This is a genomic window from Kistimonas ophiarachnellae, assembly GCF_057552235.1.
In genome coordinates, this window is sequence record NZ_BAAJPA010000002.1 from 66,916 (window position 1) to 93,873 (window position 26,958).

Here is a 26,958-nt window from a genome sequence, read left to right on the forward strand (position 1 = left end):
TATTGCCCGACAGGATCTTTGTTATGGCGTTTACCTGGGTTGACTGGGTTATTGTAGGGATTGCGGTCATTTCCAGCCTGATCAGCCTTCGTCGGGGTTTTTTCAGGGAAGTGTTGTCACTGCTGACCTGGATTGCAGCGGTGATCATTGCCTGGCTATTCAGTGGTTCCCTGTCGCTTTTATTTACGAATTATATTGAAACGCCTTCACTGCGCGTCATCGCTGCTGCCGCCATTCTCTTCATTTTGACCCTCATTACCGGCGGTATTATCAATACCCTGATTGGCAAGCTGGTGGAATTTTCCGGCCTGACCGGGACTGACCGCTCCCTGGGTATGGTGTTTGGCGCATTGCGCGGTGGCTTGCTGGTGGTTGTCCTGGTGGGAATGGCTTCCTACCTGCCGGTCCAGCAGGATTCGTGGTGGCGTGACTCGGTACTGGTTCCCCATTTTGAACTGGTGGCTGAATGGTCGAAATCAATGGTATTTGATTGGATGGCGCCGGCGGTCAACAAGCGTTGATCACTGGCGTCCTGCATACGGTTTGTTAGTCATTGTTTGCAAGTGATGAGGAAATCTGAATGTGCGGTATTGTCGGAATCTCGGCCTCCAGCCATGTCAACCAGGCGCTGTTTGATGCGCTGACGGTGCTTCAGCACCGGGGGCAGGATGCTGCCGGCATCGTGACCTGTCATGAAGGGCGGTTTTTCATGCGCAAGGATAACGGGCTGGTCAAGGATGTCTTTCGAACCCGGCATATGAAACTGCTGGAGGGCGACATTGGCATCGGCCATGTGCGTTACCCGACAGCCGGTTCGTCCAGCTCGGCCGAAGCCCAGCCGTTTTATGTCAACTCTCCCTATGGTATTGCGCTGGCCCATAACGGCAACCTCACCAATGCCGATGCCATCAAGGAACATCTCTTCCGCACTGAACTCCGCCATATCAACACCAGCTCCGACTCCGAAATCCTCCTGAATGTCTTTGCCCATGAACTTCAGCAGCAGGGCAAGCTGTCACCGACGCCGGATGACATCTTCACCACGGTAGAGCGGGTGTATGGGCGTTGTGAAGGGGGGTATTCCGTTGTCGCCGTGATGAATGGTTACGGTATGGTCGGTTTCCGTGATCCCAACGGTATTCGTCCGCTGGTATTTGGTGTGCGGGATACAGCCGATGGCAAGGAGTACATGATTGCCTCGGAATCCGTGGCGTTGGATGTTCTGGGCTTCAAGCTGGTGCGTGATGTTCGTCCTGGTGAAGCGGTCTATATCGACCATAATCGCCAGTTGCATACCCGTCAGTGTGCCTCAGAGGCCAGCTGCACGCCGTGTATTTTCGAGTACGTCTATTTCGCGCGCCCGGATTCGATTCTGGATAAAGTGTCTGTCTATAAATCCCGTATTCGCATGGGACAGAAACTGGCGGACAAAATTCTGGAAGAACGTCCCGATCACGACATTGATGTGGTCATGCCCATCCCTGATACGAGCCGAACCGCAGCCTTGGAGCTGGCTACGCGTTTAGGTGTCAGCTATCGCGAAGGTTTCGTCAAAAATCGCTATATTGGGCGAACCTTCATCATGCCGGGCCAGACTCAGCGCAAGAAATCCGTACGCCAGAAGCTCAATGCCATTGACTTGGAATTCAAGGGCAAGAATGTCCTGCTGGTCGACGACTCCATTGTGCGGGGCACCACCTGTAAGCAGATTATCGAGATGGCCCGCGATGCGGGTGCGAAGAAAGTCTATTTCTGCTCAGCGGCGCCGGCAGTGCGTTTTCCCAATGTCTACGGGATCGACATGCCGACTGCCAGCGAACTGATTGCCCATGGCCAGAGTGATGGCGAGGTTTGCCAGCAGATTGGCGCTGACTGGTTGATTTACCAGGAGCTCAATGATCTGATTGAGGCGGTTCGGGCAGGTAACCCGGATCTGACCGCATTTGACTGCTCGGTCTTTGATGGTAAATACCTCACGGGTCACATTGATGAAGTGTATTTGAATCAGCTGGCCATGCATCGCAGTGACAGCGCCAAGCTGGAGCGCGAGGCGCGGGAGAATGCGGTCATCGATATGCATAACGAATCCGCCTGACGCATAAGGTTTGCCGAACAGGAGGAGGCCGGGCGTTCTGCCCGGCCGGAGGGGCGGCAAACGATCTCTATCCGACACGCAGTATCAGGATCATTATGAACGATAAAAACGATAGCGTATTGGTCGGCAATGAACTGGCAGACGCCGATTTTGAAACACTGGCGGTTCGTGCGGGCATCACCCGTTCTGCTGAGCGTGAGCACAGTGAAGCGCTGTTTCTCAGCTCCAGTTTTACCTATGAGTCTGCAGCCCAGGCCCGGGCAGTCTTTGCTGGCGATGAACCGGGTAATGTCTATTCCCGTTATACCAATCCCACGGTTCGCATGTTCGAAGAGCGGATGGCCGCTTTGGAAGGTGGTGAGCGTGCCTGCGCCACGGCATCAGGCATGGCCGCCATTCTGGGCGTTTGCATGGCGGTACTGAAGGCGGGTGATCACGTGGTGTGTTCGCGCAGTGTTTTTGGTACCACCGTCACTCTGTTTGCCAAGTACATGGATCGTTTTGGTGTCAGCACAACCTTTGTGGACCTGGTTGATCTAGGCCAGTGGCAGGAGGCTATTCGTCCGGAGACCCGACTGCTGTTCCTGGAAACCCCCTCCAATCCGCTGGGTGAAGTGGCTGATCTCGAAGCCATTAGCGGAATGGCCCGTGAGCAGGGGGCTTTGTTGGCGGTAGACAATTGTTTTTGCACGCCAGCTTTACAGCGCCCCTTATCGCTGGGAGCTGATATCGTGATCCATTCAGCGACCAAATACATTGATGGGCAGGGGCGTTGCCTGGGCGGTGTTGTTGTCGGTGCGGCGAGTGTGGTGGATGAAGTGAATATCTGGCAACGGGCCGCGGGCGCCACGCTGAGCCCTTTCAATGCCTGGGTTTTCCTGAAGGGCCTCGAAACACTAAAACTGCGTATGGATGCACATTGCCGTAACGCAGGACTACTCGCGGAATGGCTGCAGTCCCAGGATGGCGTGAAGAAAGTCCACTATTGCGGATTACCAGAGCACCCCGGACATACACTGGCGCAAAAACAACAGTCGGGTTTTGGTGGTGTTCTGGCATTTGAAGTGGAGGGTGGTCGAGAAGCGGCCTGGCAAGTCATTGATAGTGTCCAAATCATCTCCAGAACCGCTAATCTGGGCGATGCAAAGACGACGATAACCCACCCGGCAACCACAACCCATTGTCGCCTGAGTGAGGAAGACAAGAGCCGTGCCGGTATCAGTGAGAACCTGATTCGCGTTGCCGTAGGTCTGGAGGCGGTTGAAGATCTCATGAAAGACCTCTCCCGCGGGTTAGGGCGTTTGAGGGGCTGAAGCTCCGGGAACTGCCACTGAGTATCATGGATTTGGATGCTCAGTAGCCTGTAGTCTGCCGTTTTGGCGCTACGCTTAGAAACAATGACCATAATAAAGTGCAATTGGACTGTATGAGCATTATTCATGAGACTATTGAAGAGTTGGGGCGGGTTGTTGTCGGCAAAGAGCAGCAGGTCAGGCTGGCATTGTGCACGCTTCTGAGTCGTGGCCACCTGTTGATTGAAGATCTGCCGGGGATGGGTAAGACAACCCTCTCACACGCCCTGGCTCAGGTGCTGGGGCTAGGCTATCAACGCATTCAGTTTACCAGTGATCTTCTCCCTGCCGATATTTTGGGCGTTTCTGTTTTTGACCAGGGTAGCTCTGCGTTTGTTTTTCACCCGGGGCCCGTTTTTTCCAGCGTGATTCTTGCCGACGAAATCAATCGGGCAACGCCGAAAACACAAAGCGCGCTGCTCGAAGCCATGGAAGAGGGGCAGGTGACGGTAGAGGGTGAAACACGTTCACTGCCCCGGCCTTTCTTTGTCATCGCAACCCAAAATCCTGCTTCCCAGCGTGGAACGTTTCCTTTGCCTGAATCCCAGCTGGACCGTTTCCTGATGCGCATCACGCTCGGTTATCCCAGTGCCAAATCTGAGCGGGCATTGTTCCAGGGACAATCCGGCCGGGTACATCTGCATACCCTCAGGCAGATCATGACGGCGGAAGCCCTGATTGATCTGCAGGCACAAGCCGACAGTATCCATGTCAGTGAGCCACTGCTTGATTACCTCCAGAAACTGGTGGCCGGCACGCGGGACGGCAATCGCTTTGTCTGTGGTCTGTCACCCCGGGGCGCGTTGGGTCTGCTGTCGGCGGCCAGGGCCTGGGCGCTGATGGAAGGGCGGGATTATGTGATACCGGAAGATCTGCAGGTGGTCTTCCAGCCCGTCTGTAGTCACAGGGTCATCGCCAGGAAAAATACCTCTGGTACCAATGCGTTACTGTCAGAAGTTGATGTGTCGGGTCAACCGTGATGATCAGGGCCGCCTGGCAAAAACGATTTGATCGCTGGTTGACCCGGCGCATTCCGCCTGCCAACCATGTCACACTGAATCAGAAGTGTATCTTTATCGTGCCATCGAGAGTGGGTTACTGTTTTCTCCTGGTGGCATTCCTGGTGTTTCTCGCGGCGATCAATTATCAGAACAGCCTGTCTTATGGGGTGAGCTTTTTCATGGTCGGGCTGTTCCTTGTCACCATGCTGCATACCTGGAAGAACCTGGCGGGTCTGACGGTATCTGGGCATGGCGCTGAGTCCGTGCATGTCGGCCAGGATGCCGGGTTTGTGATCGCTGTCCAGGCGGCACAAGGGCGTTCGCCGCATGGTATTCAGCTGGGATGGCAGGGGCTGCTGACCACGGCAGACCCCGGCCAGGAACGTGATGAAGTGAGAGTCTGGCATCCGACCAGCCAACGAGGTTGGCTAAGGCCTGACAGGCTGAGGGTGTCTACCGAATTCCCGCTGGGCCTTTTTCATGCGTGGAGCTGGGTGGATCTGCAACTGGAAACGCTGGTTTACCCTGCACCGGATCAGTCTGATCTCGATAGTGATTCGCTGGCTCTGGCAGGTCAGGGGGAAGGCGCCGTGCGGCCTGATGGTAATGAGGACTTTGCCGGCCTGCGCGAAACCGTACCGACCGACCCGTTAGCGCATGTCAGCTGGAAATCCTTTTCGCGCACCGGTGAGCTGCTGACCAAGCAGTTTCATGATTATGCCGACGAACGTTTCTGGCTCGATTTCCGCACGATATCCGGGTATGAGACTGAAGAAAAACTCTCAAGGCTCTGCGGTCTGGTCTTGCACTATGCGGATCAACAGGCGCAATTTGGCCTTTGGTTACCGGATCGTGTGATTGAGCCCGCCCGGGGGGAAGCGCATGCGCAAGATTGTCTTACCGCCCTGGCGCTTTTCGGGAAGGATGATGCTAATCCGTAAATGCGGCAATGGCTTGCTGCAGGTGACGCTGGGTTGGGGTTGGTTGTGCGGTATGAAGTGTAAACAGGCAGCGTAAATCACCGGTGGCTTTTAATTGCCCCCTGAAGAAGGCTTTGAATCCGGCGGCTGTATCGTTTTCGATAAAGATGCGGCGTGCTACATCAAGCGGCAGAGTAATGTGGGCAGTGGCGTCAGATTGGTATCTGGCAACAAACAAACCGTTTTTCATGGCCAGGGGAAGCGTCTGACCTTCCGGTGTGACAACGGTGATATTCAGGCTGATGGCGCGTATGGCTGTGGGAATTTTCAGGCTGCCAGCGTCTGCAATGGTTTGCTCTACCTGCGACCACCAGGATGTTGATAAAAACTGTGACAACGCGATGTCCTTCATAGAGCGAATGACTGACGGGATAGAGAAAAAGTAGTGCACAAAATGGGATACTGTTGTGGTTTAACGTTGTGATCCCATCAGGCACTGAACAAAGCGGTTGTAGGCCAAGAATAAGAGAACAGGCTTTGGAAATGGGTAAAACAGGATGTCCCAACGGATAGCACGATCTTCAACGATTTGGCTGGTGACAACGCTATTGCTGGTCAGCGCGCCCTTGTTTCCCGTGCTGCCTTTTGCGGTTATCGGTACGGTGATTTTTTGTGTTTTCTGGCGTTACCGTCAGCTTCAGGGGCAATGTGGTGAGGCTTCTGCATGGCTGAAGGTGCTGCTGGTCGTCTTCTGTTCCGTCAGTATCTATATCGAATTTAAAACCCTGGTGGGACTGGCTGCCGGTGCCTCTGTGCTGGTGGCGGCCTGTGCCATGAAACTGCTCGAGTTAAAAGCGGTGCGTGATACCTGGATTATCATGCTGCTGAGCTTTTTCATTGTGGTCACCGGCTTGCTCTTTTCCCAGAGCCTGCTCATGGCGGGTTATTTGCTTGTTGTCCTGGTGGTGGTCGTATCCGCAATGGCTGCGTTGCATTACCGCAGTGACAGGAAGGCGCTGGGTTTTGTCTTTCGGCGGGGCGCCATGCTGTCGGCACAGGCATTGCCCATGATGCTGATTCTCTTCCTGGTGGTTCCCCGTATTCCCCCGTTGTGGTCTGTACCGATGCCTGAGCGGGATGCGACCACGGGGATCAGCGATTCCATGAGTCCGGGGGATATTGCACGGTTGAGCCAGTCAGACAAGCTGGCGTTCCGCGCTACCTTTGATGGCAAGGTGCCGCCGCCCGAAGAACGTTACTGGCGTGGCATTGTGATGAGCCATTTCGACGGTCGAACCTGGTCTCAGGAAGATCATGACAAATTGTCGGTAAGGCAGGATATCACGGAGGATGGGCTGGTTCGATGGTATCCGGCACCCTCCTGGTACACGGTCGATGAGGATGCTGATCCGGCATACCGTTACGACATTATCCTGGAACCTACAGGCCAGTCCTGGCTGTTTTCCCTGGGGCCTGCCTGGGAACCGATAGAAGATGCCGGGGTGACCCGCGATTATCGGTTAATCCCCCGTAATCCGGTTGATTTCAGAATGGCCTATCAGCTCGAATCCCAAACGAGGCAAGCCGATGAGCGGGATTTACCAACATGGATGGCCGAACTCAACCTGCGGTTGCCTTATGAGGGTGATCGGGAAGCGCGCGCCTACGGTGAAAAGCTGTCACAGCAATTGGATGGCGATCCGGTCAGGATCAGCAATGCCTTGCTTGAGCAGTTTCGAACCCAGCCGTTTTATTACACGCTAAGGCCTCCGTTGCTGGGCGCGAACACGATTGACGAATTTCTCTTTGCCACGCGGCAGGGCTTTTGCAGCCATTATGCCGGCGCCTTTGTGTTTGTGATGCGGGCGGCTGGCATTCCTGCCCGGGTGGTTGCCGGTTACCAGGGCGGTGAATACAAGCCGGAAGACCGGATGATCCAGGTGCGCCAGTTTGACGCCCATGCCTGGGCGGAAATCTGGGTGCCGGGACAGGGATGGGTGCGGATTGATCCTACCGCGGCGGTCTCACCGGAACGTGTCCGTGACGGGCTGGAAGAGGCGGTCGCCGGGGAAGGCAGTTTCCTGATTGACAGTCCTTTTTCACCGGTTCGGTTCCGGCATGTTGATTTTCTGAACAGCCTGCGTCTGTCCTGGGAAAACCTGGATTACCGCTGGCAGCGGTATGTACTCGGCTATGACCAAGACCGCCAGGCCGAACTGCTGCGGCGCTGGTTTGGCGGCACGGATCTGTACATGACGATGGCGATATTGCTGGCGGTGGGCACGGCGCTGTTTCTGCTGGTGGCAAGCGTGGTGCTGCTCCGTCCGGGCCGGGTGAAGCTGACGCCCGCTGACCGGCTTTACCGGCGTTTCTGCCGGAAAATGGCCCGACAGGGTCTGTCGCGACAGCCTGGGGAAGGGCCAGTCAGTTATGGTCGTCGGATTGCCCGGGCGCGCCCGGCGCAGGCGGACGGCGTTGAGCGGTTTATCAGGCAGTATTGTGAATTGGTTTATGGAAAATCGGCTGTCAATCACGGAAGTCAGGCGTTCAAACTGTTAAAAAATGATATGAAGCAATGTTTGAAACGGGCTTACAAATAGCTTGCAGAACAATTACGTTATGCAGAAATTAAAGAAGTTCCCCTTTTTTTAAGTCACTGGTACATTTGCGCCAAATTTCCCCCATACTATCTGGCGGTCCGCAAGCGGTCTGTTGATGGTGTTTTTTAACGCCGGGGTATGGAAAAGCGTTGATAACAGCCTGTGCTGCGTTGCGACAGACGGGTTCCTGCCTTCATGGCAATTCTGCATGGTGTGAGACTTTTTATTTATGTTGACCAAGATGTACGCTAATTGTGCAGCGTTTTTGTATGCCCTGAAAAATGATCAGCGTGGGGTGACGGCGATTGAGTATGCATTGATTGCTGCAGCCGTAGCTGGGGTTGTTGCAGTTGCATTTGGCGGTGCAGGTGGCATAGGAGAGAAATTGGATGCTATTTTCGATTCTTTGATTAGTAGTCTGACACTATAGTAAATGCTTTGGGCTTTTTTGCTGTATTTGACTTTTACAATCGCCTATAACGACATAACCAGAAGATGCATCAGAAATGACAGCCTATTGATGATTTTGGTTTTGTCCTTGGTTTGTACAGGGTTTTCAGCGTTTGCTTTGTTGCCGATGTTAATCGCTACGATGATGGGGTTTGCTCTGTTTGCCGTCGGTATTTTCGCCGGCGGTGATATCAAACTGATGCTCGCCTTCCTGCCAGGGATTGCGTTGGAGTGGTGGTTAGTTGTGTTTCTGCTGACTGCCATTATCGGCTGTGTGATGGCTCTGGGTTATCTCGGCTACGGACTCTGGACCAAAAGGCTGGCTGAGGTGCGGGAACGGGGGCTACCTTATGGCGTCCCCATTGCCCTTGCCGGGACATTCGGTGTCTGGCTGACGTCCCTGTGATGGTGTGAAGGTCAATCTTTCCGGCAGATGCCGTCCGGCCTCTGCGGTGTGTTATCCAATTCAGTAGGTAAGTATGCTTCGACGTATATTGCTCGTTGGCGCCTTCGTGTTCTGCGCCATGGGAATCTTCGGCTTGCTGAATGACGATGGCCAGCCGGAGCCGGTTCCCGTTACAGCAGTGCCAGAGAAAGAACAGGTGCAGGTCTGGCGCGCCCGTCGCCACCTGGCGCTCGGTGAGCTGGTTGTCCGGGAGGACCTTGTGCCGGACGTGATGACCCACGACGACCATCACGCGCAGGGCGTGGCGAAGCCAACCCTGACACTTAAGCCCGGTGCCGTAGCCTGCGAGGCTATCAGCGCGGGCGCGCTGGTGACGGATCTCCTGCTGGTGAAACCCGGTGAGCCGGATTACATCGATCACCTGATGACGCCGGGCATGATTCCCTATCCCCTGACCATGAATGACGGCGGCAACTACCAGACCGTACTGACCCCCGGAGACCGGGTTGACGTGGTGATGATCGCTTCCCTGGAGCAGAACCTGGCCAACAACAGCCAGTTGTCCGGTTACCGGGGCTTCAGTGTCGGGCCGCTGTTGTCAGGACGCCGTGTGCTGGCGGTCGAGAGTGCCTCCGTGCTCAAGGGGGCAACCAAGAACAGCACCGTGATCCTTGAACTCAGTCGACAGGATGTGTCCCGGATCATGGTGGCGCGGCGGGTCGGTCAGCTGGATCTTTACAAGTCTACCGGCGCCCCACTGCCGACTGTTCGTACCGGTGATGTCCTGCCCGGTTACCTGTCTGTCACGGAGTTGCGGGGCAACGAGCGCCAGGTCAACTGAGTTCGCTTTTTTTACTTACTGCCGGATTGCCAACCTTTCCTGTCACGGTCTTTGGGCCGGGTCGTTCCCGGGCTGGCTGTCCCGATTTAACCGTCAGATATACCGTATGAAATCGAGAACGCGAGTCGCCCTCTGGGGGCTTGTCATGCTGTGGTCCGCGTCGTCTGCCGCTGACGGGGAAATCCCGCTGGCGCTGGATGAGGCGACGACCCTGTCTTTTTCCGCGCCGGTGGACACCGTGTTTATCGCCAACCCGGCACTGGCGGATTACCAGGTGGTCAAGGGCAACCGGCTGATCGTGTTCGGCAAGCAGGCCGGCAGTACCTCGCTGGTGGTGCTCGGTACCGATGGCGCTCCTCTTGATAGCAAAACACTGGTGGTCAGCCGCAGCCTGGCCGGTATCCGTGAACAGGTGGCCGCCCTCTATCCCGACAGCGATATAACCCTGGCCCCGCTGGGCGAGCAGGTGGTGCTGTCCGGCGAAGTGGCTTCCGAGTCGGTTCGTCAGGGGATCTATACGCTGGTGGGCGAATGGCTGGGCAAGGGCTACGAGGAAGAAAAGGTGTCCGTCCCGATGGAGGGGCAGGCACAGGCGCCCGGTTTCATGGCGCGGCGCACCTACCGTGGACTGATTGACAATCTCACGGTGGCAGTGGTGCGGCAGGTGAATGTCAAGCTGACCATTGCTGAAGTGTCCCAGTCATTCCTGCGTCAGCTCGGTGTTAAATGGGGGTCGGATATCGGGCTGGATGGCGAGATTGATTTTCTCGGTAACGGCCAGTTTACAGAACTGCTTGGTGACCAGCTCAATTCAATCGACATCCGCAACTACATCAGCGCCGCCGATGACGACACCCTGGGCCAGATACTGGCCGAACCCAACCTGTCAGTGATTTCCGGTGAGTCCGCCAGCTTCCTGGCAGGGGGCGAGATGCCCATTGTCACCCGGATTGATGATACCGACCAGCTGACGTTCAAGGAATACGGCGTACGCCTGGAGCTGGCGGCCAAAGTGGAGCAGGATAACCGCATCAAGTTGACCCTGCAGCCTGAAGTCAGCGCCATCGACTTCCAGTTCGCCGCAGGCGACACCCCGGCATTCAAAACCCGCCGGGCACGCACCACAGTCCAGTTGGGTGATGGCGAGAGTTTCATCCTGGGCGGCCTGCTCAACAGCGAGGACCGTGAAGCGCTGTCAAAGATTCCGATGGTGGGCGACCTTCCGGTGATTGGCGCCCTGTTCCGCCATACCCGCAACGAGCGGGTAAAAAGCGAGCTGATTATTGTGGCCACGGTAAATCTGGTGAAACCGGTGCCGGCAGAAATGATTCAATTACCGCGGATGACCGTGGCCCCGACGTTGATGCGCTATTTCAACCTGCCTGAAGGCCGTCCCGGTGAGCCGGAGCCTGCGGCCTACCGGGAAACGCGGAAAATTCTGGCGCGGGGCGGATTCCGGGAGTGAAAACCATGCTGATACCACAGGCTCGTCGGGGCCTTTTGATCACGGCTTTGGCGTCGTGCACCCTGCTGATGACCGGCTGCTACAACCGTTTCCAGTCCTATGACGAGACCGACGTGCTGGTCACGCCGCTGACTATTCAGGCAGAAGGGCTTAAACCGTCGCAACTCGACGCTTTCCTTGAAGCTAACCGCACGCCACTGCTGATCGAGCCGGTCACAGTAACGTGGTCTGGGGCTGAAAACCATGCGCTGGCAGAACGGTTCGCGGACAGGCTGCGTTCCCTGGGCGCGGATTCGGTCAATCTCTCCGTCCATGAGGCGCGGGGTGGGGTGGCAGGTATTACTGTCCGTTATGTCACTCACCGGGTGAGGACAAACCCCTGCCAGCCTTATAACAACGTCACCCTGCTAGACATGAACCGTCCACCCCGGCAACTGGATTGTTTCGTGTCCGGCAACCGCTGGCAGTCGCTGGTGCATCCGGAACGGGCTTACGCCCCGTCAGCGGCCGTGACCGGCCAGCCATAACAGGGAGATCGCCATGTTTGACCTGGCCAGGAAAATTATTGCCACAGAAGGTTTCGGGCTCGACGGCGGGCCGGCCAGCTGCGGCCTGTTCTATCGCAACGAAGAAACCCGCGATTTGATGGAAGAAGCTATGCGGTTCCACGGGATGGGGGCGCTGCGATCCTGTGAATATGACGGTGAGCTACTCAGTGACACCATTGACGGCATCCGTTATCCCCTGTTGTTCATTGAGGTGGGCGAGGCCCTGGAGCAGCAGGTCTATCGCTGGCGTTACCTGCTCAGCCACGAGACCCGGGTGGTGCTGATCGGCCTGGAGGACAGTATCTCCGCCCTGCGGGAGGTGGAACGGCTGGGCTTTTACTACCTGTTCTGGCCGGCGGATAACGACCTTATCGGCGCGATCCTGGCCGAGATCCGCGAGGACCAGCGGCTGAACCGTGGCCCGCACCAGATCCGTTCGGCCATGCGCATCGGGGTGGTGGGGCTCAAGGGCGGTTGCGGCTGCACCCTGGTGGCCACCGAGCTGGCCTATGTCATGGCCGCCAAGACCGACAAGCAGGTCATCCTGGTGGATCACAATTACCATAACAGCGGCATGTCCGTGATGCTGGGGCGGCAGTCGCTGGAGCGGCAGCGGCTCAGCGACGCGGGGCTGCGGCACAACACCCTGTCCCAGGCGCTGGACCAGGTGGGTGCCCAGAGCCAGCTGTACCGGATTGACAAGCTGATCAGCTACCTCGGCGTGGAAGCGGAGCGGGGCGAGGGCGAAGAGCTGCGGGAATACAACAACCAGCTGCTGGGCTCGCTGTCGCGGGACGCGAATTTCATCATCGAGGATTATTCCGCCTCGGTGAATTTCTCGCCGGACCCCGAATGGCTCTGCCACCTGATGGATTGCGTGGTGATCGTGGTGGAATCCAGCCTGGCGTCACTGTTGCAGACCCGGCAGTTCCTGGAAAAGCTGCAGCGCCGGAACGACACCCTGGACCACCCGACCCGGATCATCCTGGTATTGAACCACGCCCGCCCGGGCAGTCCCCTGGACCGGCGCACAGTAGAGCAGTACCTGAACCATCACGTGGCCGCTGAACTGCCCTGGATGAAAGGGGCCGAGGAGCGCATCACCCGGAACCGGCGTTTTCACAACAGTGTCACCCCGCTGGCGAAGCCGTTCCGGACCCTGGGGCGGGAAATCCTTGGCAAGCCGAACGATGAGCAGCCCCTGGTGGAACGATTGAAGGCCCTGTGGTAACCGGATGAAACCTGCCAACCGACTTTATATCACCCTGCGCGAAAAAATCTTTTCCGCGCTGGACCCGGAGGCTGTCAACAGTCTCACCATCGAGCAGTTGCGCCTGCAGCTCAAGACCGCCATCGACGTCATGGTCGAACGGGAACGGCTCCAGGCGCCGACGCTGCTGCGCAACGAGTTTGTCAGTCGGCTGGTGGACGAGATCAAGGGACTCGGCCCCCTGCAGCCGCTGATTGACGACGAAGCGGTGTCCGACATCATGGTGAACGGGCCGCACTGCGTCTACGTGGAGCGCGGCGGCAAGCTGACCAAGACCGATGTCAACTTCATTGACGAAGAGCAGCTGCTGGGTATCGCCAAGCGTATTGCCGCGCAGGTCGGGCGACGGGTGGATGAATCCCAGCCCATGTGTGACGCCCGTCTGCCCGACGGCAGCCGGGTCAACATCGCGATCCCGCCGGTGACCCTGGACGGCACCGCGATCTCGATCCGGAAATTCGGCCGTGACAATATCGGTCTGGAGCAGCTGGTGGGGTTCGGCGCCATGTCCCCGGCCATGGGAACCCTGCTGATGATCGCGTCTTCCTGCCGTCTGAATATCCTGATTTCCGGCGGCACCGGCTCGGGCAAGACCACGTTGCTGAACGCCATGTCGCAGCATATTTCGCCCTCGGAGCGGATCATCACCATTGAGGACGCCGCCGAGCTGCGGCTGCAGCAGCCCCACGTGGTGCGGATGGAAACCCGGATCGCGGGGATCGAGAATACCGGTGCCATCAGCCAGCGGGAGCTGGTGATCAACTCCCTGCGGATGCGCCCGGACCGGATCATTATCGGTGAGTGCCGGGGCCAGGAGGCGTTCGAGATGCTGCAGGCCATGAACACCGGCCACGACGGCTCCATGACCACCCTGCACGCCAACACCCCCCGGGACGCCATCGGCCGACTGGAAAGCATGCTGATGATGGCGGCGCCAAACCTGCCGCTGGAGGCTATTCGCCGGAACATCGCCAGCGCCGTGGACATTATCATTCAGGTCTCCCGTCTCCATGACGGCAGCCGGAAGGTGATGGCGATCAGCGAAATCATGGGTATCGAGGGTCAGAACGTGGTGCTGGAAGAGGTGTTCCGGTTTGAACCCACCTATGACCGGCGCCAGTCCGACGGCCGCATTACCGGCGACTTCATCACCTCCGGCCTGATCAGCCGTTCCCGGCTCAAGCAGAAAGCCCGCTTCTTTGGCATGGAAGCCCTCCTGGAAGGGGCGTTCCAGGGGCCGTACCGATGAACAGTATGCTGCTGATCGGCATTGGCCTGATGCTGATGGTGCTGGTATTGCCCCGTCGTCGCAGTCCGGTGGCTTTCCTGGAAGCAGCGAAAGCGGCAGGGGGACAGGACGGCCAGGCTGCCCGCCAGGCCCTGAAACTGCGTCACCTGCTGGAGCAGACCTTCTGGCAGCGCCTGAAAACCGAGCTGGAAAACCTGAAGGCCCAGGCCGGTAGTCTCTTGCCGGTAAAACTGCTGGGCCTGCTGGGGGTGTCCCTGGCGCTGACCCTGGTGCTGACCCGGGTGTTGCCGAAATGGCCCATTGTCCTGTTGTTCTCGCTGGTGCTGCTGACGCTGATGGCGGTGGTGGTGCGGGTATTGCACATCCTTGAGCAGCGCCTGTTCGCGACCTCGTTTCCCGACGCGCTGAACCTGCTCAGCAGCGCCATCAGTTCCGGCGAAAGTCTGATGCACGCCATCATCTTTGTCGGCGATGCATTGGAAGGGAGTGTCGGACGGGAATTCAAGCGGATGGGCCAGCGTCTCAGCCTGGGCCAGAGTCCCGACGAGGTGCTCAGGAAAGCCTGCCAGCGTTTTCCGTATCCGCCGTTTTACTTTTTCGCCATTGCCCTGCGGGCCAACGTTAACCGGGGCGGACAGCTCAAGGAAGTGATCGGCCGACTGAACCGGGTCATGTTCAACAGCCGGTCGCTGGACAAAAAGAAAAACGCCATGACTGCCGAGGCCCGGGCCTCGGCCAAGATCGTCGCGGCCATCCCGCTCTGTTTCCTGGTGATGATGAAATTTATGGCGCCTGACAATTTTGATTTTGTCATGCATAACGAGGCCGGTCGCCCCATTCTTTACTACGTCCTGCTGAGCGAGGCCCTGGGGCTGGGCATCATCTGGTCGCTGATGAGGAGTATCCGCTGATGACGCCGGATGTTCGTATGCTGTTATCCCTGGCGGTCGCCAGCCTGGTGGCGCACCAGCTCAGCCGCTATTTCGCCCGCCAGACCATGCGCCAGTCACTGGGGCTTTCCTACACCTATACCGGCTGGCGCACGTTGTTCCAGCAGCTGGAACGGCGGTTGTCGTTCCGGCGGCAGGATGTTATCGACAACTTCATCCGCGCCGGTATTTACCGGAGCGAGCTGGCGATCTGGTATATGCCCGCCAAGCTGGTGCTGGGGGGCGCCCTGGTCACGGCCACGTGGCTTTCCGGTGAGTGGTTCGGCCTGGCGGAAACACGACAGCGGTTAGTGGTCACCCTGGTGGTTCTGGTTCTGGTCATCATTGGCCCCGATATGCTGCTGGCGGCGCGCCAGCGCCGGCGGATCCGGCAGGTGGCCAGCAAGCTGCCCTACGTGATTGACCTGATGGCGGTCTGTGTCCAGACCGGTATGACCATCGAGGCGGCGATCGCCTACCTGGGCCAGGAACTGGAAAGCTTTGACCGGGACCTGGCCTGGATCATGCGCCAGACCGATGTCCGCTCACGGGTGGTCGGGTTGCCGACGGCCCTGGGGGAGCTGATGGAACAGTTTCCCGGCAACGAGATGCGCAGCTTTGTCTACACCCTCAGCCAGAGCCTGCAATATGGCAGCTCCATCTACGAGGTGTTGACCAGCCTGTCGGCCAATATCCGGGAAATCCAGGTGCTGGAGCTGGAAGAAAAAGTGGGCAAGTTGTCGGCAAAAATGTCCCTGCCGCTGATCCTGTTCATCATGTTCCCGGTCGTGATATTAATCACCGCGCCCAGCGTCATGAGGATGATGAGCAATGGTTGAGAGACGAGGAATTTTCCGGTCGCTACTGGTAGCGGCCGCCTTGGTATTGCAGGGCTGCGCCGCCACCGGAGGCGTGGAATCTCCTGCGAAAAATAAGGCAGACGCCGCCAGCGAGACCCTGTTGCAGGCGGTGGGTAACCATGCCGGCCTGGTGGCGCTATATCGGGGGCGGCTTGCCAACGCTGTTGATCCGGCAGAGCAGGATGACAACCGGCTGAAACTGGCCCGGGCCTACCTGGCCTCAGGGGACGCGGAATCGGCGCTGTTTTACTGTGAACCGGTCATCACGGCAGGGCGTGACCGGGGCGATTGCCTGCTGGTGAAATCACGCGCCCTGCTGGCGACCGGCAACCACCGTGACGCGCTGGCGACGGCGGAGCAGGCCCGGTCGCTGCGCGGTGATGAGGCCGTCATCCTTAACCAGCTGGGGCTGGTGCAGGCTGACGCCGGTCGTTATGACCAGGCCCGTGCGTACTTTGAACAGGCCCGAATCCTGATGCTGGATGATGTCACGGCCCGGAACAACCTGGCCATGCTGGATATCCTGGAGCAACGCTGGGACCAGGCGGCGGACCGGCTGATGCCCCTGTTCCACAGCGGCCAGGCTGATGACACGGTAACGGCCAACCTGCTGCTGGCGCTGGCCCGCAGCGGTCGGGCGCAGGCGTTCACCGCGGTCTGCGGGCGGGGGCGCGAGGCCTGCCAGGCCTACTACGTCGCCCTCTCAGCCACGGGGCGAAAGCGTGATGATGCGTAATCCCATGCGTCGACAGGGCGGTGTGGTTTCTATTGAGGTGGCCCTGGGGTTGCTGGCTTTCCTGGGGGTTATTTTTTACTGGATTGAGGTCAGTTACCTGGGTTTTGTCAGCTCTGTGGTCGATTACGCCGTGGTGGAGGCGAGCAGGGTGTCGCGGAATGATGGCGGACAGCAGGGTGAAGACTATTACACCGATCGGTTCACAGCGGTGCTTGAGACGTCAGATTCACTCTGGGCGCATTTCCTGGATGCCAAACAATTCAGAATGGAAACCCACTATTACAAGGAAGTGGCTGATCTTGCGCAAGGTACGCAGGCTACCAGCGCCCGGCTTGCGCCCCTGGCCGTTTACCGGTTGTCGTACCCGTACCAGCCGTTGTTTTTTTCGGCTTTTTTGCCATCGGACAAGACCCTGTCGATTACCCGTGAAGTGATTGCGGTGCAGGAATATGAACGGTCAAAGTTTGAATATTAAGTGTGGCAGGCAGTCAGGCGTGTTCATGGTGGAGTTTGCCCTGATCGCGCCGGTGATCGCCCTGGTGCTCGTATTCCTCACCGATATGGTGGGCAAGCAGACGCTCCAGGGACGGTTGCGGGTGCTGGCTTACTCGGCGGTAAACATCATTAAAGAGCGTGTGCAGTTGTACGACGAAACCACGGCTGACAGCGTTATTGAAAGTGAGAAGGTAGAGCCTGGAGAGGCAACCATGGTTTACAACATCGTCAAGCAATCCATGCGGCGCACCATGGTCGGTTTCGACGAGAATCGCATGGGGTATTTTCTGGAACAGCAGAAATTCAATGCGGAAAACAACAAGCCATACGGCACGACCGCGCTGAAAGGCGGCATAGACTGCCTGCCGGATAAACGACTGGGAGAAATGAAAGGTTTGCATATCCAGACCAGCTGGCGTCGTCCTGCCAGCCTGTACCAGGTCACGCTCTGTTACCGGGACAACAACAGTCTTGGTGACCTGGTGGGTCCCGGTTATTCCCTGGTCAAGGCCAACGCCATCATGCTGGGCCGTTAGGATGAGTGGCACATTGATGAAAACCCCGTTTCCCCGGCGACAACAGGGCGCCGCGGCCATCATGTTCGCGATTATGCTGCCTGTGCTGCTGGGTTTTATTACCCTCACCCTTGAGGGCGGTCGCTATCTCGGTCTCAAGGGCCGTTTCCGGGATGCCGCCGAGGTGGCATCCCTGGCGATCAGCGCCCGTGGCAGCGAAAACCACGACGAAAACCAGAAGCTCGCAGAAACCTATATCGGTGCGATGATGCCTGACGTTGACAATATCCGCGTCTCTGTCGCCCGTACGGAGTGCGGCGCCAATGTTGACTGTGGCGGAACCGATGATAGCCGTCGTTTTTACCAGTACCAGATCCATCTGACGTCAACCCTCAACAGCTGGTTCCCGGACTGGGGCGTTGACGGCCTGGGATTCCCCGACACAATAGATATGGGGATGGACGCCGTGTCACGGAAATACTATGGCTCCGGCATTGACGTGGTTTTTGTGGCGGATTTTTCAGGTTCCATGAATGAAAAATGGAACCACTGGGATAAAGAGACAAAAATCACCCGCCTGAAAAAAATTGTCTCTGATGTTGCCGTTAAGGTGGAGGAGTATTCCGATACGCTGCAGGAGAAGAACACGATGGCACTGGTGCCATTCAATTTCCATACCCGTCAATTTGTTCAGGCCAGGGATGATGATGACGACGATGAGGATGAGGACAACGAGAGTGGGCGCTGCCAGATCAGGCAGGTGACCATCACGGATGGAAAGATGGAAGATTCCGTGCAAGACGTGATTGATGCGATGTTTACACCCAAAAATTGCGACAATTACGATAACAAGAATGACAGCAATTTTTATACGGTGTTGCCGGTTAATAATGCCGAAGCACTCACAACAAAGATTGGCGGCATGAAGGCCAACGGCGGGACGGCTTCTTATGAAGGCATTATGCGGGCGGCGCAAATTGCCTTGAATGGTAAAAACCCATTTCGGCTGATAGTGGTCCTTTCCGACGGTGAGGATTTTGAGTATCGGAAAACGGTGCATGGCAAATTGCTGGAAGGGTGGAGATATAAAAATTCCTATTGCGACAAGATTCGCACAAAGCTGGACAGCCAGCGTGTCTCGGGAAGGCCCGTACAGTCGAGAATTGTCGTGATCGGTATTGATTATGACGCCAGGAAAGATCCCAACCTGCAAAATTGCGCCGGTCCCGGTAATGTCTTTACCGCCAAAAACATGGACGACGTTTATGACCTGCTGTTGAACCTGGTTAGCAACAGCGAGGAAGTGGGACACCTGTATTTTGATGACGCAATGGGTGGCGGTCAGTAAGACCCCGGTAACGGGAAACGGAAGTGAGAGAATTGATAGAAGCAAATCGTAACATGACCGCCCTGGCGTCCGCAGTCCTGCTGTGGGCTGGCGTGACGTCAACCGCAGTGGCCAGTGCGCCGGTGGCAGCGGTTCGCTGCCTGTCGGGCGGTGAACCCTATACTCAGCAGGTCAGTGTTGGCTCAAGCCATCTCGTGCGTCTGCACAGTAATGGCAAAATGCAGGAAACAGCGTCTGTCTACAGCAGTGACCCGCAGGCGCTGTCGGAATGGCAGGCCGACGGAGACCGTGCGGATTGCGTGCCGCTGCCGGAAGGTGCGTCAGCGCACAATGGCATAGCCTGGCCCGACGGGGCGCAGGCGACCCGTGTGCATTTCACGTTTGACCAGAGCGGCCTTTCTGATACTGCACGGGCAAAGCTGGCTCAAATTGCCCCGACGCTGCGTGACAGTCATCAGCTGTTTCTGCTGGAAGGACATACCGACAGCGAGGGCGGGGCGGCCTATAACCTGCAGCTGGGCCAGCGCCGGGCCAGCAACGTGGCCGGTTTCCTGATTGATGAAGGGGTGTTGCCAGAGCAGCTGGTGGTGCGCTCGCTGGGTGGGACGGCGCCGGTCGGGGACAACCGGGAACCGGCAGGGCGGGCTGAAAACCGGCGGGTCGATATCATCGTCCGCACCGCGCGCTGACCGCGACGCCTTGGCGCTGCCGGAACCATCGCCAGCGCCAGCGGCTAGGGATTATCGACGTTTCGGCGTCCAGGCCCAGATCATTTCCGCCCTGATCGGTTCAACCCCTTTTTCATCCGTGATCGTCACCGCGACGGTGACTTCCCCTTTCTCCGTGGTTTGAATCTGCTGAACCTGTTCATCGGTGAGCGTGGCGACCGCATGCAGGTCGCCGGTGGCCCGTTTGACGTAGTCGATATGCATGCTCTTGATCACCGGCACCCGGTCATCCGGCACATTCATGCCAACGATATAGCCCGTCGCGGATTCCGCCAGCAGGGCCATGGCGCAGGCATGGACACTGCCTATGTGGTTCTGCACCCGCCTGCGGTTTTTGATAGTCAGGCGGCTTTCCCGGTGGCTGAGATGATGAATATCTACCCTGGCTGTCCCGGCAAACTTGATGGCGGTGCCAAACACTTTCGTCAATAACCAGGATTGCATGAAAGGCGGGGCTTTCTGCGTCTTGGCGACAATACGGCTGAGTCGATTACCTGCCATGGTCATTCCTGTTTCTTATTGGGTTTTGGGCGAAAAAAAACGGGATCAGAAGCTCTGATCCCGTTTCCGGCTTAGGTTAACCGGCTTTGGCGATAATGTTATCCGCCGCTTCCTGGTAGCTCTGGATCTGGTCAAAGTTCAGGTAGCGATAGATATCACCCGCCATGGCGTTGATGTTTTTGGCATACGCCATGTATTCCTCAGCGGATGGAATTTTGCCGAGAATCGCACCAACCGCCGCCAGTTCCGCTGAGCACAGGTAGACGTTGGCGCCGTCACCCAGACGGTTCGGGAAGTTACGGGTTGAGGTGGAGAGCACTGTCGCGCCGGGTTCCACGCGGGCCTGGTTACCCATGCACAGTGAACAGCCGGGAATCTCGGTCCTGACGCCTGCTTTGTCGTAGATGTCGTAATAACCTTCCTGTTCCAGCTGGCTCTTGTCCATTTTGGTTGGCGGTGACATCCAGAACCGGGTCTGCAGCGGGTCGCTGTTTTGTTCCAGCAGCTTACCGGCCGCGCGGAAGTGACCGATATTGGTCATGCAGGAACCGAGGAACACCTCGTCGATCTTGTCACCGGCAACATCGGAGAGCGTGCGGGCGTCATCGGGATCGTTCGGGGCGCAGAGGATGGGCTCCTTGATTTCCGCGAGGTCGATATCAATGACGGCGGCATATTCGGCGTCAGCATCCGCACGCATCAGCTGCGGATTGGCCAGCCACTCTTCCATCTTCTTCGCGCGACGTTCCAGGGTACGTGCGTCACCGTAACCTTCACTGATCATCCAGCGCAGCATGGTGATGTTGGACTTCAGGTACTCGCCGACGGATTCTTCCGAGAGCGTAATAGTACAGCCGGCTGCAGAACGCTCGGCAGAGGCATCGGACAGCTCGAACGCCTGTTCCGCGGTCAGGGTTTCCAGACCTTCAATCTCAAGGATGCGGCCGGAGAAGATGTTCTTCTTGCCTTTCTTCTCGACGGTCAGCAGACCTTGCTTAATGCCATACAGTGGAATGGCGTGAACCAGGTCGCGCAGGGTAATGCCAGGTTGCATTTCGCCCTTGAAGCGAACCAGTACGGACTCTGGCATATCCAGCGGCATCACGCCGGTGGCTGCTGCGAAGGCGACCAGGCCGGAACCAGCCGGGAAGGAAATACCCAGCGGGAAACGGGTATGGGAGTCGCCGCCGGTGCCGACCGTGTCAGGCATCAGCATCCGGTTCAGCCAGCTGTGGATGATGCCGTCGCCAGGACGCAGTGCCACACCGCCACGGTTCATGATGAAGTCGGGCAGGGTGTGCTGCATTTCAATGTCAACCGGCTTCGGGTAAGCAGCGGTATGACAGAAGGACTGCATGACCAGGTCAGACGAGAAGCCCAGGCAGGCCAGGTCTTTCAGTTCGTCGCGGGTCATGGGGCCGGTGGTGTCCTGGGAGCCGACAGTGGCCATCTTCGGTTCGCAGTACTGGCCAGGGCGTACGCCTTCGACGCCGCAGGCTTTGCCGACCATCTTCTGTGCCAGCGTGTAACCTTTACTGCTGGCTTGTGCGTCAGCAGGGCGGCGGAAAACGTCGGAAGGTTCCAGGCCCAGTGCTTCACGGGCCTTGTCGGTCAGCCCGCGGCCAATGATCAGGTTGATACGGCCGCCAGCCTGAACCTCATCCAGAATAACGTCTGACTTGAAGCCGAATTCAGAGAGCACATCGCCGGATTCAGACAGAATCTTGCCATCGTAAGGACGGATTTCGATGACATCGCCCATGTTGAGCTGGTCAACCGGGGCTTCAAATACCAGCGCGCCGGCATCTTCCATGGTGTTGAAGAAGATTGGCGCCACTTTGCTGCCGATACAGATGCCGCCAGAGCGCTTGTTGGGAACGCCCGGGATATCTTCACCGAAGAACCAGAGCACAGAGTTGGTGGCGGACTTACGGGAAGAACCGGTACCCACAACATCACCCACGAAAGCGACAGGCAGGCCCTGGGCCTTGATCGCGTCAACCTGGCTCATGGGGCCGGTGACGCCGGGCTCTTCCGGGGTCAGGCCATCACGGGGCATCTTGTAGGCGGCACGGGCGTGCAGTGGGATGTCAGGACGTGACCAGGCGTCAGGGGCAGGGGACAGGTCGTCAGTGTTGGTTTCGCCGGTAACTTTGAAGACGGCAACCTTGATGCTGTCCTGCACTTTGCTGCGCTGGGTAAACCACTCCGCGTCAGCCCAGGATTGCAGGACCGCTTTGGCATTGTCGTTACCGGCCGTGGCTTTTTCCTCCACGTCGTGGAAGGCGTCAAAGACCAGCAGGGTCTTTTTCAGTTGTTCAGCGGCCAGCGCGCCCAGGGCGGCATCATCCAGCAGGCCGACCAGTGTTTCGATGTTGTAGCCGCCCAGCATCATACCCAGCAGCTGGACCGCCTTCTCTTTGGTCAGCAGGGGCGATTCGGACTCACCTTTAGCCACGGCGGACAGAAAACCGGCTTTCACATAAGCGGCTTCATCAACACCGGGGGGAATACGGTTTTCAAGCAGATCCAGCAGGAAGTCTTCTTCCCCGGCCGGCGGATTTTTCAGCAGCTCTACCAGACCGGTGACCTGCTCGGCACTCAGAGGTTTGGGTGGTACACCTTCTGCAGCACGTTCTGCGACGTGGGCGCGATATGCTTCTAACACGTTTGATTTCCTCATCACTTCACCTGCCACGGTAGTGCGGGCGGGCTTGTCATACGGGGTTCGGGCTGGACACTTTCAGGGCTTGCCGGCTTTTATGGCGGAACGTACCGGAAAGGCACTGATACGTCAGGGAATCCCGTGGCAAAACCAGCCTATGGCAGGGCCATCGTCTGGGTTTATAGAATTTTTCTGGCCCGAAAAGTATACTCGAAGGCCCCGGGCAAGTTAAGGAAATACCGAAATAGCCGGTATTTTGTTAGTGAATAGTGCCTTGGTCGGGGCATAAAAAAAGCCGGTTTGGTGACCGGCTTTTTATCCTGTTGTCTGTTTTAGAAGCGGTAGAGTGTTTGTTCCAGTGGCTCCATGATGTCACGGGGTTTCAAGGTCAGGACGTCACACTCGATGGCGCCCAGCAGTAATTCGGCCGTATTTCCCATCAGTGCGCCCTTGATGCCCGTCCGGGCGACAGTACCCATGACCACAAGGTCAGCATCAATCCGCTTGGCGATGGCAGGGATCAGGGTTTCCGCCGGACCTTCTTCGACATGGATGTCTTCTGCAGGGATTTCATAACGATCGGCAAAGGGTTTGCAGCCGGCCTGGTAGCTGAAACGCATACCTTCCTGCGTCTGTTTGTCCGGGTCCGCAGAAGACAGCATGGGTGCAGGGTGGGCGGAGGCGATATGGCATTCGGCATCGGCAACACCGGCGATAGCTGCCGCATATTCCAGAATCACTTCATTCAGCACCTGGTGCTCGCTGTCATTGGGGTTGGCATCAATGGCGGCGAGAATCTTACCGTCTGTCCAGGGATCCGTATGCTTGACCATTAACACGGGTACCCGGCATTTGCGCAACAGGGACCAGTCTTCAGGGGTGCTGATGACCTTGGCAACGTTGTCAGCCCGCTTAGCCTGTTTGACGACGAGGTCGCAGCCTTCCGCCTGCCGGACATGGATGATGGTTTCCACGGCATTGTTATGCCACTGCTCGTGGGGTATGACCTCCAGTCCTTCATCCTGCAGCGGCTTGATCAGGGTTTCCAGCACCTTAAGGGAGGCTTCACTGGCACGAGGGTTCGGTGCCAGGGCATGAATGGTAGCGCCGGTGGCCTTTGCCAGTAACCGGGCTCTGGCCAGTGCAAGATGTTTGTCCTGTCTGGTGTCTACGATCACCAGCATCTTCTTGAGAGCACGCATGCCCGTATACCTCCCTATCCAATGTCATTTGACCAAGGTTTGATCAGATCATAGCCGAGGTAAAATACGCCGCGATTGATCTATGTCAATGCTGGTCTCTAATTTCAAACGCTCGTTCAAATCGTGGCGTGCGTGCCTACTCTGCTTAATTTCTGTAGAAGCGGATTGCGCTGAGAGGACAGAGGCCGTAAACCCGTGATTTATGGGTTTCCTGTGGGTTGTTGGTTGCCACTATGCGTTTGCTCATGTGGAAGTTCAGTTGCTCGGGGGTATCGCTGCAAACGGCATAGTGGACGGTTAGCTTAACCCAATCGTGTTCATGGCTAGGGTGTGGCTTCGCATCGTTGTCAAAAAAGAGGTAGTTCAGATCAGCGACATTCATAAAGTTATGCCCGAAGGTGATCAGGTAATTTATATTGGGGTCATTGTAATCGGGAGGAACTCGCCAGAAGGTTTGCCAGTCGACCGATGCAATAAACCGATTGGGCTTCCATTGTTCCTCTGAAGAGTCGCTTGTGTCTCCTGTATTGGTGTCGTCATCGCATTCACAAAACTGATAATTGAGAAGCGCGTACCGGTTGAGCATTGAGTAATAATATTTCCAGATCGTTATAGTGGTGAACTGACAACAGCTGAGAACCGTGCCGAGAAGTGTTATCGGATGTATATAGAAAGCCGTGTGCGGACAGGAAAAGGCAAAGAAGCAGGGTGGGTATGATTCAGCGGCATGATTGATTGCCTCCCGATGAATAAGTTGAAGTAATATCGTTATTCCGTTGAAGGGTAGACCTTTTTTATTCAGTACTTGGCTTTGTTAAAGGTGTTTTTATAATGCTTCGAACTTGACTGATGGGGGGGAGAAAAAAATGGGGGCATTGCCAGGGCTGGATGAGTTCTTACTGTGCGAAACACCGGATGCCTGGATTCAATCGGCATTGGAAAACCAGGATATCCTCCTGATTGATCATGCCAATTGTGAGAAAAAGGCCGCAGCAACCGCGCTCAATTTGATGTTCCGTTATGTCGAACATAGCGATCTTCAGAACAAGATGTCCCGGCTGGCCAGGGAAGAACTCCGCCATTTTGAGCAGGTGTTTGCCATCATGCAGCATCGCGGCGTTGAATATCGGTATGTCTCGGCTTCCCGTTATGCAACGACTTTACGGGAGCATGTCAGAAAGCAGGAGCCGCTGCGTTTGATTGATACGTTGATTGTTGGCGCATTTATCGAGGCGCGATCCTGTGAGCGGTTCAGCAAGCTGGCGCCTTATCTGGATGATGAGCTGGCCAGGTTTTATCGCTCTCTGCTTAAGTCTGAGGCGCGTCATTTTCAGGATTACCTGGTGTTGGGCATGAATGTGTCAGATGGCTCAATCACATCGCGCGTTGCGGATTTTGCCGAGATTGAATGTGAAGCGATTTTACGGGCAGACACAGAGTTTCGTTTCCATAGCGGCGTACCCGTGAAAGCGATTGAAGTTGCTGACGCCGAGGCTATTGAGGCGGTGTAGTCTCGTTCTTCTGATCCCGATCTGTTTCAGAGGTTCGGGATCGGAAAGTGCGCCAGGTTGAAATGGCCTTTGTTGAACTCCAGGTACCAGCCATCTTTGTCCCAATCTCCCAGAACAATGCGTTGGGCAGGGGCGCCGTCCAGTTGTAGTGCATGTGTTGCAGGGCGGTGAGTGTGGCCGTGCACCAGCGTTAGCGTTTGATGTGCCTGCATGATGTCCGAAACGGCTTCAGGCGTCACATCCATAATGGTCAGGGGTTTTGCTGAACCAGCATCACGACTTTTGGTGCGCAGCTTTTCAGCGATACGTTTCCGCGTTTTTAATGGCAGGTGGTTAAATAGCCATTGAATCAATGGGTTGCGAACGATTCTTCGAAACCGGAGGTAGCCAGTATCCAGTGTGCAGAGGCTGTCGCCATGCATCAGTAAAATCGGCGTTTCGTCCAAAGTGACCAGCGTGGGATCATCCAGCCAGGTGGCACCGGTTTTGCGGCAGAAAGACTTTCCAACCAGAAAATCCCGGTTGCCGGGCATGAAGAAGACATTCCGGCCTGTTGCTGTGTAGCGGAGCAGGGCTTCGGCAATCTCAAGATGAAAACTGTCCATGGCGTCATCGCCAATCCAGTATTCAAAGAAATCACCCAGGATGTAGAGTGATTCTGCCTCAAGCGCCTTGCCTTGCAGGAAACCATGGAATGCCCGGGCGACATCGGGTCGCTCGGGCATCAGGTGAAGGTCTGAGATAAAGAGACTAGGCAACGACCGCAGGCTCCACCACTTCGGCGGATTCAATGATGACATCTTCCACGGGCACGTCCTGGTGGAAGCCTGCATTGCCGGTCTGGACGGATTTGATCTTCTCGACCACATCCATGCCATCAACCACTTTGCCGAATACGGCGTAACCCCAGCCCTGGGCGTCTTTGCTGGTGTGGTTGAGGAAGTCGTTGTCGGCAACGTTGATGAAGAACTGTGCGGTGGCGGAGTGGGGATCCATGGTGCGGGCCATGGCGATGCTGCCGGTGTTGTTCTTCAAACCGTTGTCGGCTTCGTTCTCAATGGGGTTGGTTGTGTCTTTTTCCTTCATCTCGGGCTCAAAGCCGCCGCCCTGGATCATGAAACCGTTGATAACACGGTGGAAAATGGTGTTGTTGTAGTGGCCCTTTTTCACATACTCCAGAAAGTTTGCGACAGTCTTGGGCGCCTTCTCGGCATCCAGCTCCAGTTTGATGTCACCGAAATTGGTGTGAAGAATTACCATATACGTGCCTT

The 26,958-nt window shown here is 56.9% G+C and carries 28 protein-coding genes; 21 read left to right on the forward strand and 7 right to left on the reverse strand.

All coding sequences use genetic code 11. The features are described 5' to 3' along the window. Positions 1 to 23: 23 nt before the first annotated feature. The 5 genes from AC27K1_RS02525 (at position 24) to AC27K1_RS02545 (ending at position 5,389) form a co-directional block, all read left to right on the forward strand. A complete protein-coding gene (locus tag AC27K1_RS02525) occupies positions 24 to 521 on the forward strand; it encodes a CvpA family protein (protein WP_487148082.1) in 498 nt (165 codons plus the stop codon). A gap of 59 nt (positions 522 to 580) precedes the next feature. Next, positions 581 to 2,095 carry an amidophosphoribosyltransferase gene (purF, locus tag AC27K1_RS02530; RefSeq protein WP_487148084.1) on the forward strand — a complete coding sequence of 505 codons (1,515 nt, stop codon included), beginning with the start codon at positions 581 to 583 and terminating at the stop codon, positions 2,093 to 2,095. Between the two features lie 95 nt (positions 2,096 to 2,190). Next, positions 2,191 to 3,408, forward strand: a complete 1,218-nt coding sequence (locus AC27K1_RS02535) for an O-succinylhomoserine sulfhydrylase (protein ID WP_487148086.1) — start codon at positions 2,191 to 2,193, stop codon at positions 3,406 to 3,408. A 113-nt stretch (positions 3,409 to 3,521) separates the two neighbouring features. Then, the gene (locus AC27K1_RS02540) at positions 3,522 to 4,427 is read left to right on the forward strand and encodes an AAA family ATPase (RefSeq protein WP_487148088.1); all 906 of its coding nucleotides are present in this window, start codon (positions 3,522 to 3,524) and stop codon (positions 4,425 to 4,427) included. Then, positions 4,427 to 5,389 (forward strand): DUF58 domain-containing protein, encoded by a 963-nt coding sequence (locus AC27K1_RS02545; protein WP_487148090.1) that lies wholly within the window; start codon positions 4,427 to 4,429, stop codon positions 5,387 to 5,389. Before AC27K1_RS02540 ends, AC27K1_RS02545 begins: the two co-directional genes overlap by 1 nt. Here the strand turns inward: AC27K1_RS02545 and AC27K1_RS02550 are convergent. Next, entirely contained in the window at positions 5,379 to 5,765 is a 387-nt protein-coding gene (locus AC27K1_RS02550) for a hypothetical protein (protein WP_487148092.1), read from the reverse strand. The genes AC27K1_RS02545 and AC27K1_RS02550 overlap by 11 nt on opposite strands. A 160-nt stretch (positions 5,766 to 5,925) precedes the next feature. On the opposite strand from AC27K1_RS02550, the gene AC27K1_RS02555 reads away from it, so the two are divergent. The 15 genes from AC27K1_RS02555 (at position 5,926) to AC27K1_RS02625 (ending at position 19,769) form a co-directional block, all read left to right on the forward strand. Beyond that, positions 5,926 to 7,968, forward strand: coding sequence for a transglutaminase TgpA family protein (locus AC27K1_RS02555; protein WP_487148094.1), 2,043 nt, complete (start codon positions 5,926 to 5,928; stop codon positions 7,966 to 7,968). A 229-nt stretch (positions 7,969 to 8,197) separates the two neighbouring features. Then, entirely contained in the window at positions 8,198 to 8,398 is a 201-nt protein-coding gene (locus AC27K1_RS02560; RefSeq protein WP_487148095.1) for a Flp family type IVb pilin, read from the forward strand. 3 nt (positions 8,399 to 8,401) lie between these two features. Then, a complete protein-coding gene (locus AC27K1_RS02565; protein ID WP_487148097.1) occupies positions 8,402 to 8,824 on the forward strand; it encodes a prepilin peptidase in 423 nt (140 codons plus the stop codon). A gap of 73 nt (positions 8,825 to 8,897) precedes the next feature. After that, positions 8,898 to 9,665 carry a Flp pilus assembly protein CpaB gene (gene cpaB / locus AC27K1_RS02570; RefSeq protein WP_487148099.1) on the forward strand — a complete coding sequence of 256 codons (768 nt, stop codon included), beginning with the start codon at positions 8,898 to 8,900 and terminating at the stop codon, positions 9,663 to 9,665. A gap of 106 nt (positions 9,666 to 9,771) precedes the next feature. Next, a complete protein-coding gene (locus tag AC27K1_RS02575) occupies positions 9,772 to 11,130 on the forward strand; it encodes a type II and III secretion system protein family protein (RefSeq protein ID WP_487148101.1) in 1,359 nt (452 codons plus the stop codon). 5 nt (positions 11,131 to 11,135) lie between these two features. Then, positions 11,136 to 11,657 (forward strand): hypothetical protein, encoded by a 522-nt coding sequence (locus AC27K1_RS02580; RefSeq protein ID WP_487148102.1) that lies wholly within the window; start codon positions 11,136 to 11,138, stop codon positions 11,655 to 11,657. A 13-nt stretch (positions 11,658 to 11,670) separates the two neighbouring features. Then, complete coding sequence (locus AC27K1_RS02585) at positions 11,671 to 12,909, forward strand: CpaE/TadZ family protein (RefSeq protein ID WP_487148103.1); 1,239 nt, start codon at positions 11,671 to 11,673, stop codon at positions 12,907 to 12,909. A gap of 4 nt (positions 12,910 to 12,913) precedes the next feature. Next, positions 12,914 to 14,197, forward strand: a complete 1,284-nt coding sequence (locus tag AC27K1_RS02590) for a TadA family conjugal transfer-associated ATPase (protein WP_487148105.1) — start codon at positions 12,914 to 12,916, stop codon at positions 14,195 to 14,197. Beyond that, positions 14,194 to 15,108 (forward strand): type II secretion system F family protein, encoded by a 915-nt coding sequence (locus AC27K1_RS02595; RefSeq protein WP_487148106.1) that lies wholly within the window; start codon positions 14,194 to 14,196, stop codon positions 15,106 to 15,108. Before AC27K1_RS02590 ends, AC27K1_RS02595 begins: the two co-directional genes overlap by 4 nt. Beyond that, positions 15,108 to 15,965 (forward strand): type II secretion system F family protein, encoded by an 858-nt coding sequence (locus tag AC27K1_RS02600; RefSeq protein ID WP_487148108.1) that lies wholly within the window; start codon positions 15,108 to 15,110, stop codon positions 15,963 to 15,965. The genes AC27K1_RS02595 and AC27K1_RS02600 overlap by 1 nt, the downstream gene beginning before the upstream one ends. Further along, positions 15,958 to 16,722, forward strand: coding sequence for a hypothetical protein (locus AC27K1_RS02605; protein ID WP_487148109.1), 765 nt, complete (start codon positions 15,958 to 15,960; stop codon positions 16,720 to 16,722). The genes AC27K1_RS02600 and AC27K1_RS02605 overlap by 8 nt, the downstream gene beginning before the upstream one ends. Next, positions 16,712 to 17,197 carry a TadE/TadG family type IV pilus assembly protein gene (locus AC27K1_RS02610; protein WP_487148110.1) on the forward strand — a complete coding sequence of 162 codons (486 nt, stop codon included), beginning with the start codon at positions 16,712 to 16,714 and terminating at the stop codon, positions 17,195 to 17,197. The genes AC27K1_RS02605 and AC27K1_RS02610 overlap by 11 nt, the downstream gene beginning before the upstream one ends. Further along, complete coding sequence (gene tadF, locus AC27K1_RS02615) at positions 17,172 to 17,753, forward strand: tight adherence pilus pseudopilin TadF (RefSeq protein WP_487148111.1); 582 nt, start codon at positions 17,172 to 17,174, stop codon at positions 17,751 to 17,753. The genes AC27K1_RS02610 and tadF overlap by 26 nt, the downstream gene beginning before the upstream one ends. Position 17,754: 1 nt before the next feature. Continuing rightward, a complete protein-coding gene (locus tag AC27K1_RS02620) occupies positions 17,755 to 19,080 on the forward strand; it encodes a TadE/TadG family type IV pilus assembly protein (RefSeq protein WP_487148112.1) in 1,326 nt (441 codons plus the stop codon). 23 nt (positions 19,081 to 19,103) lie between these two features. After that, a complete protein-coding gene (locus AC27K1_RS02625) occupies positions 19,104 to 19,769 on the forward strand; it encodes an OmpA family protein (RefSeq protein WP_487148114.1) in 666 nt (221 codons plus the stop codon). Between the two features lie 51 nt (positions 19,770 to 19,820). Here AC27K1_RS02625 and AC27K1_RS02630 read toward each other — a convergent pair whose 3' ends face one another. The 4 genes from AC27K1_RS02630 to AC27K1_RS02645 form a co-directional block, all read right to left on the reverse strand. Beyond that, on the reverse strand, positions 19,821 to 20,309 hold the full coding sequence (locus AC27K1_RS02630; protein WP_487148116.1) for a DUF4442 domain-containing protein: 489 nt from the start codon (positions 20,307 to 20,309) through the stop codon (positions 19,821 to 19,823). 76 nt (positions 20,310 to 20,385) lie between these two features. Continuing rightward, positions 20,386 to 22,977 carry a bifunctional aconitate hydratase 2/2-methylisocitrate dehydratase gene (acnB, locus tag AC27K1_RS02635; protein WP_487148117.1) on the reverse strand — a complete coding sequence of 864 codons (2,592 nt, stop codon included), beginning with the start codon at positions 22,975 to 22,977 and terminating at the stop codon, positions 20,386 to 20,388. A 329-nt stretch (positions 22,978 to 23,306) separates the two neighbouring features. Beyond that, the gene (locus AC27K1_RS02640; RefSeq protein ID WP_487148118.1) at positions 23,307 to 24,176 is read right to left on the reverse strand and encodes a universal stress protein; all 870 of its coding nucleotides are present in this window, start codon (positions 24,174 to 24,176) and stop codon (positions 23,307 to 23,309) included. A 145-nt stretch (positions 24,177 to 24,321) separates the two neighbouring features. Beyond that, positions 24,322 to 24,762 (reverse strand): hypothetical protein, encoded by a 441-nt coding sequence (locus AC27K1_RS02645; protein WP_487148119.1) that lies wholly within the window; start codon positions 24,760 to 24,762, stop codon positions 24,322 to 24,324. A gap of 280 nt (positions 24,763 to 25,042) precedes the next feature. Here AC27K1_RS02645 and AC27K1_RS02650 point away from each other — a divergent pair, with 280 nt between their 5' ends. Next, positions 25,043 to 25,687 carry a MiaE family protein gene (locus AC27K1_RS02650; protein ID WP_487148120.1) on the forward strand — a complete coding sequence of 215 codons (645 nt, stop codon included), beginning with the start codon at positions 25,043 to 25,045 and terminating at the stop codon, positions 25,685 to 25,687. 26 nt (positions 25,688 to 25,713) lie between these two features. Here AC27K1_RS02650 and AC27K1_RS02655 read toward each other — a convergent pair whose 3' ends face one another. Further along, positions 25,714 to 26,487: a UDP-2,3-diacylglucosamine diphosphatase gene (locus AC27K1_RS02655; protein WP_487148121.1), complete on the reverse strand. Its 774-nt coding sequence runs from the start codon at positions 26,485 to 26,487 to the stop codon at positions 25,714 to 25,716. Further along, positions 26,438 to 26,947: a peptidylprolyl isomerase gene (locus tag AC27K1_RS02660; protein ID WP_487148123.1), complete on the reverse strand. Its 510-nt coding sequence runs from the start codon at positions 26,945 to 26,947 to the stop codon at positions 26,438 to 26,440. The genes AC27K1_RS02655 and AC27K1_RS02660 overlap by 50 nt, the downstream gene beginning before the upstream one ends. Positions 26,948 to 26,958 lie beyond the last annotated feature (11 nt).

Coding starts and splice junctions, on each gene's coding strand:
- AC27K1_RS02525 (WP_487148082.1), top strand. CDS start 24: ATGGCGTTTACCTGGGTTGACTGGGTTATTGTAGGGATTGCGGTCATT.
- purF (WP_487148084.1), top strand. CDS start 581: ATGTGCGGTATTGTCGGAATCTCGGCCTCCAGCCATGTCAACCAGGCG.
- AC27K1_RS02535 (WP_487148086.1), top strand. CDS start 2,191: ATGAACGATAAAAACGATAGCGTATTGGTCGGCAATGAACTGGCAGAC.
- AC27K1_RS02540 (WP_487148088.1), top strand. CDS start 3,522: ATGAGCATTATTCATGAGACTATTGAAGAGTTGGGGCGGGTTGTTGTC.
- AC27K1_RS02545 (WP_487148090.1), top strand. CDS start 4,427: ATGATCAGGGCCGCCTGGCAAAAACGATTTGATCGCTGGTTGACCCGG.
- AC27K1_RS02555 (WP_487148094.1), top strand. CDS start 5,926: ATGTCCCAACGGATAGCACGATCTTCAACGATTTGGCTGGTGACAACG.
- AC27K1_RS02560 (WP_487148095.1), top strand. CDS start 8,198: ATGTTGACCAAGATGTACGCTAATTGTGCAGCGTTTTTGTATGCCCTG.
- AC27K1_RS02565 (WP_487148097.1), top strand. CDS start 8,402: ATGCTTTGGGCTTTTTTGCTGTATTTGACTTTTACAATCGCCTATAAC.
- cpaB (WP_487148099.1), top strand. CDS start 8,898: ATGCTTCGACGTATATTGCTCGTTGGCGCCTTCGTGTTCTGCGCCATG.
- AC27K1_RS02575 (WP_487148101.1), top strand. CDS start 9,772: ATGAAATCGAGAACGCGAGTCGCCCTCTGGGGGCTTGTCATGCTGTGG.
- AC27K1_RS02580 (WP_487148102.1), top strand. CDS start 11,136: ATGCTGATACCACAGGCTCGTCGGGGCCTTTTGATCACGGCTTTGGCG.
- AC27K1_RS02585 (WP_487148103.1), top strand. CDS start 11,671: ATGTTTGACCTGGCCAGGAAAATTATTGCCACAGAAGGTTTCGGGCTC.
- AC27K1_RS02590 (WP_487148105.1), top strand. CDS start 12,914: ATGAAACCTGCCAACCGACTTTATATCACCCTGCGCGAAAAAATCTTT.
- AC27K1_RS02595 (WP_487148106.1), top strand. CDS start 14,194: ATGAACAGTATGCTGCTGATCGGCATTGGCCTGATGCTGATGGTGCTG.
- AC27K1_RS02600 (WP_487148108.1), top strand. CDS start 15,108: ATGACGCCGGATGTTCGTATGCTGTTATCCCTGGCGGTCGCCAGCCTG.
- AC27K1_RS02605 (WP_487148109.1), top strand. CDS start 15,958: ATGGTTGAGAGACGAGGAATTTTCCGGTCGCTACTGGTAGCGGCCGCC.
- AC27K1_RS02610 (WP_487148110.1), top strand. CDS start 16,712: ATGATGCGTAATCCCATGCGTCGACAGGGCGGTGTGGTTTCTATTGAG.
- tadF (WP_487148111.1), top strand. CDS start 17,172: ATGAACGGTCAAAGTTTGAATATTAAGTGTGGCAGGCAGTCAGGCGTG.
- AC27K1_RS02620 (WP_487148112.1), top strand. CDS start 17,755: ATGAGTGGCACATTGATGAAAACCCCGTTTCCCCGGCGACAACAGGGC.
- AC27K1_RS02630 (WP_487148116.1), bottom strand. CDS start 20,309: ATGGCAGGTAATCGACTCAGCCGTATTGTCGCCAAGACGCAGAAAGCC.
- AC27K1_RS02640 (WP_487148118.1), bottom strand. CDS start 24,176: ATGCGTGCTCTCAAGAAGATGCTGGTGATCGTAGACACCAGACAGGAC.
- AC27K1_RS02645 (WP_487148119.1), bottom strand. CDS start 24,762: ATGCTCAACCGGTACGCGCTTCTCAATTATCAGTTTTGTGAATGCGAT.
- AC27K1_RS02650 (WP_487148120.1), top strand. CDS start 25,043: ATGGGGGCATTGCCAGGGCTGGATGAGTTCTTACTGTGCGAAACACCG.
- AC27K1_RS02655 (WP_487148121.1), bottom strand. CDS start 26,487: ATGTCATCATTGAATCCGCCGAAGTGGTGGAGCCTGCGGTCGTTGCCT.
- AC27K1_RS02660 (WP_487148123.1), bottom strand. CDS start 26,947: ATGGTAATTCTTCACACCAATTTCGGTGACATCAAACTGGAGCTGGAT.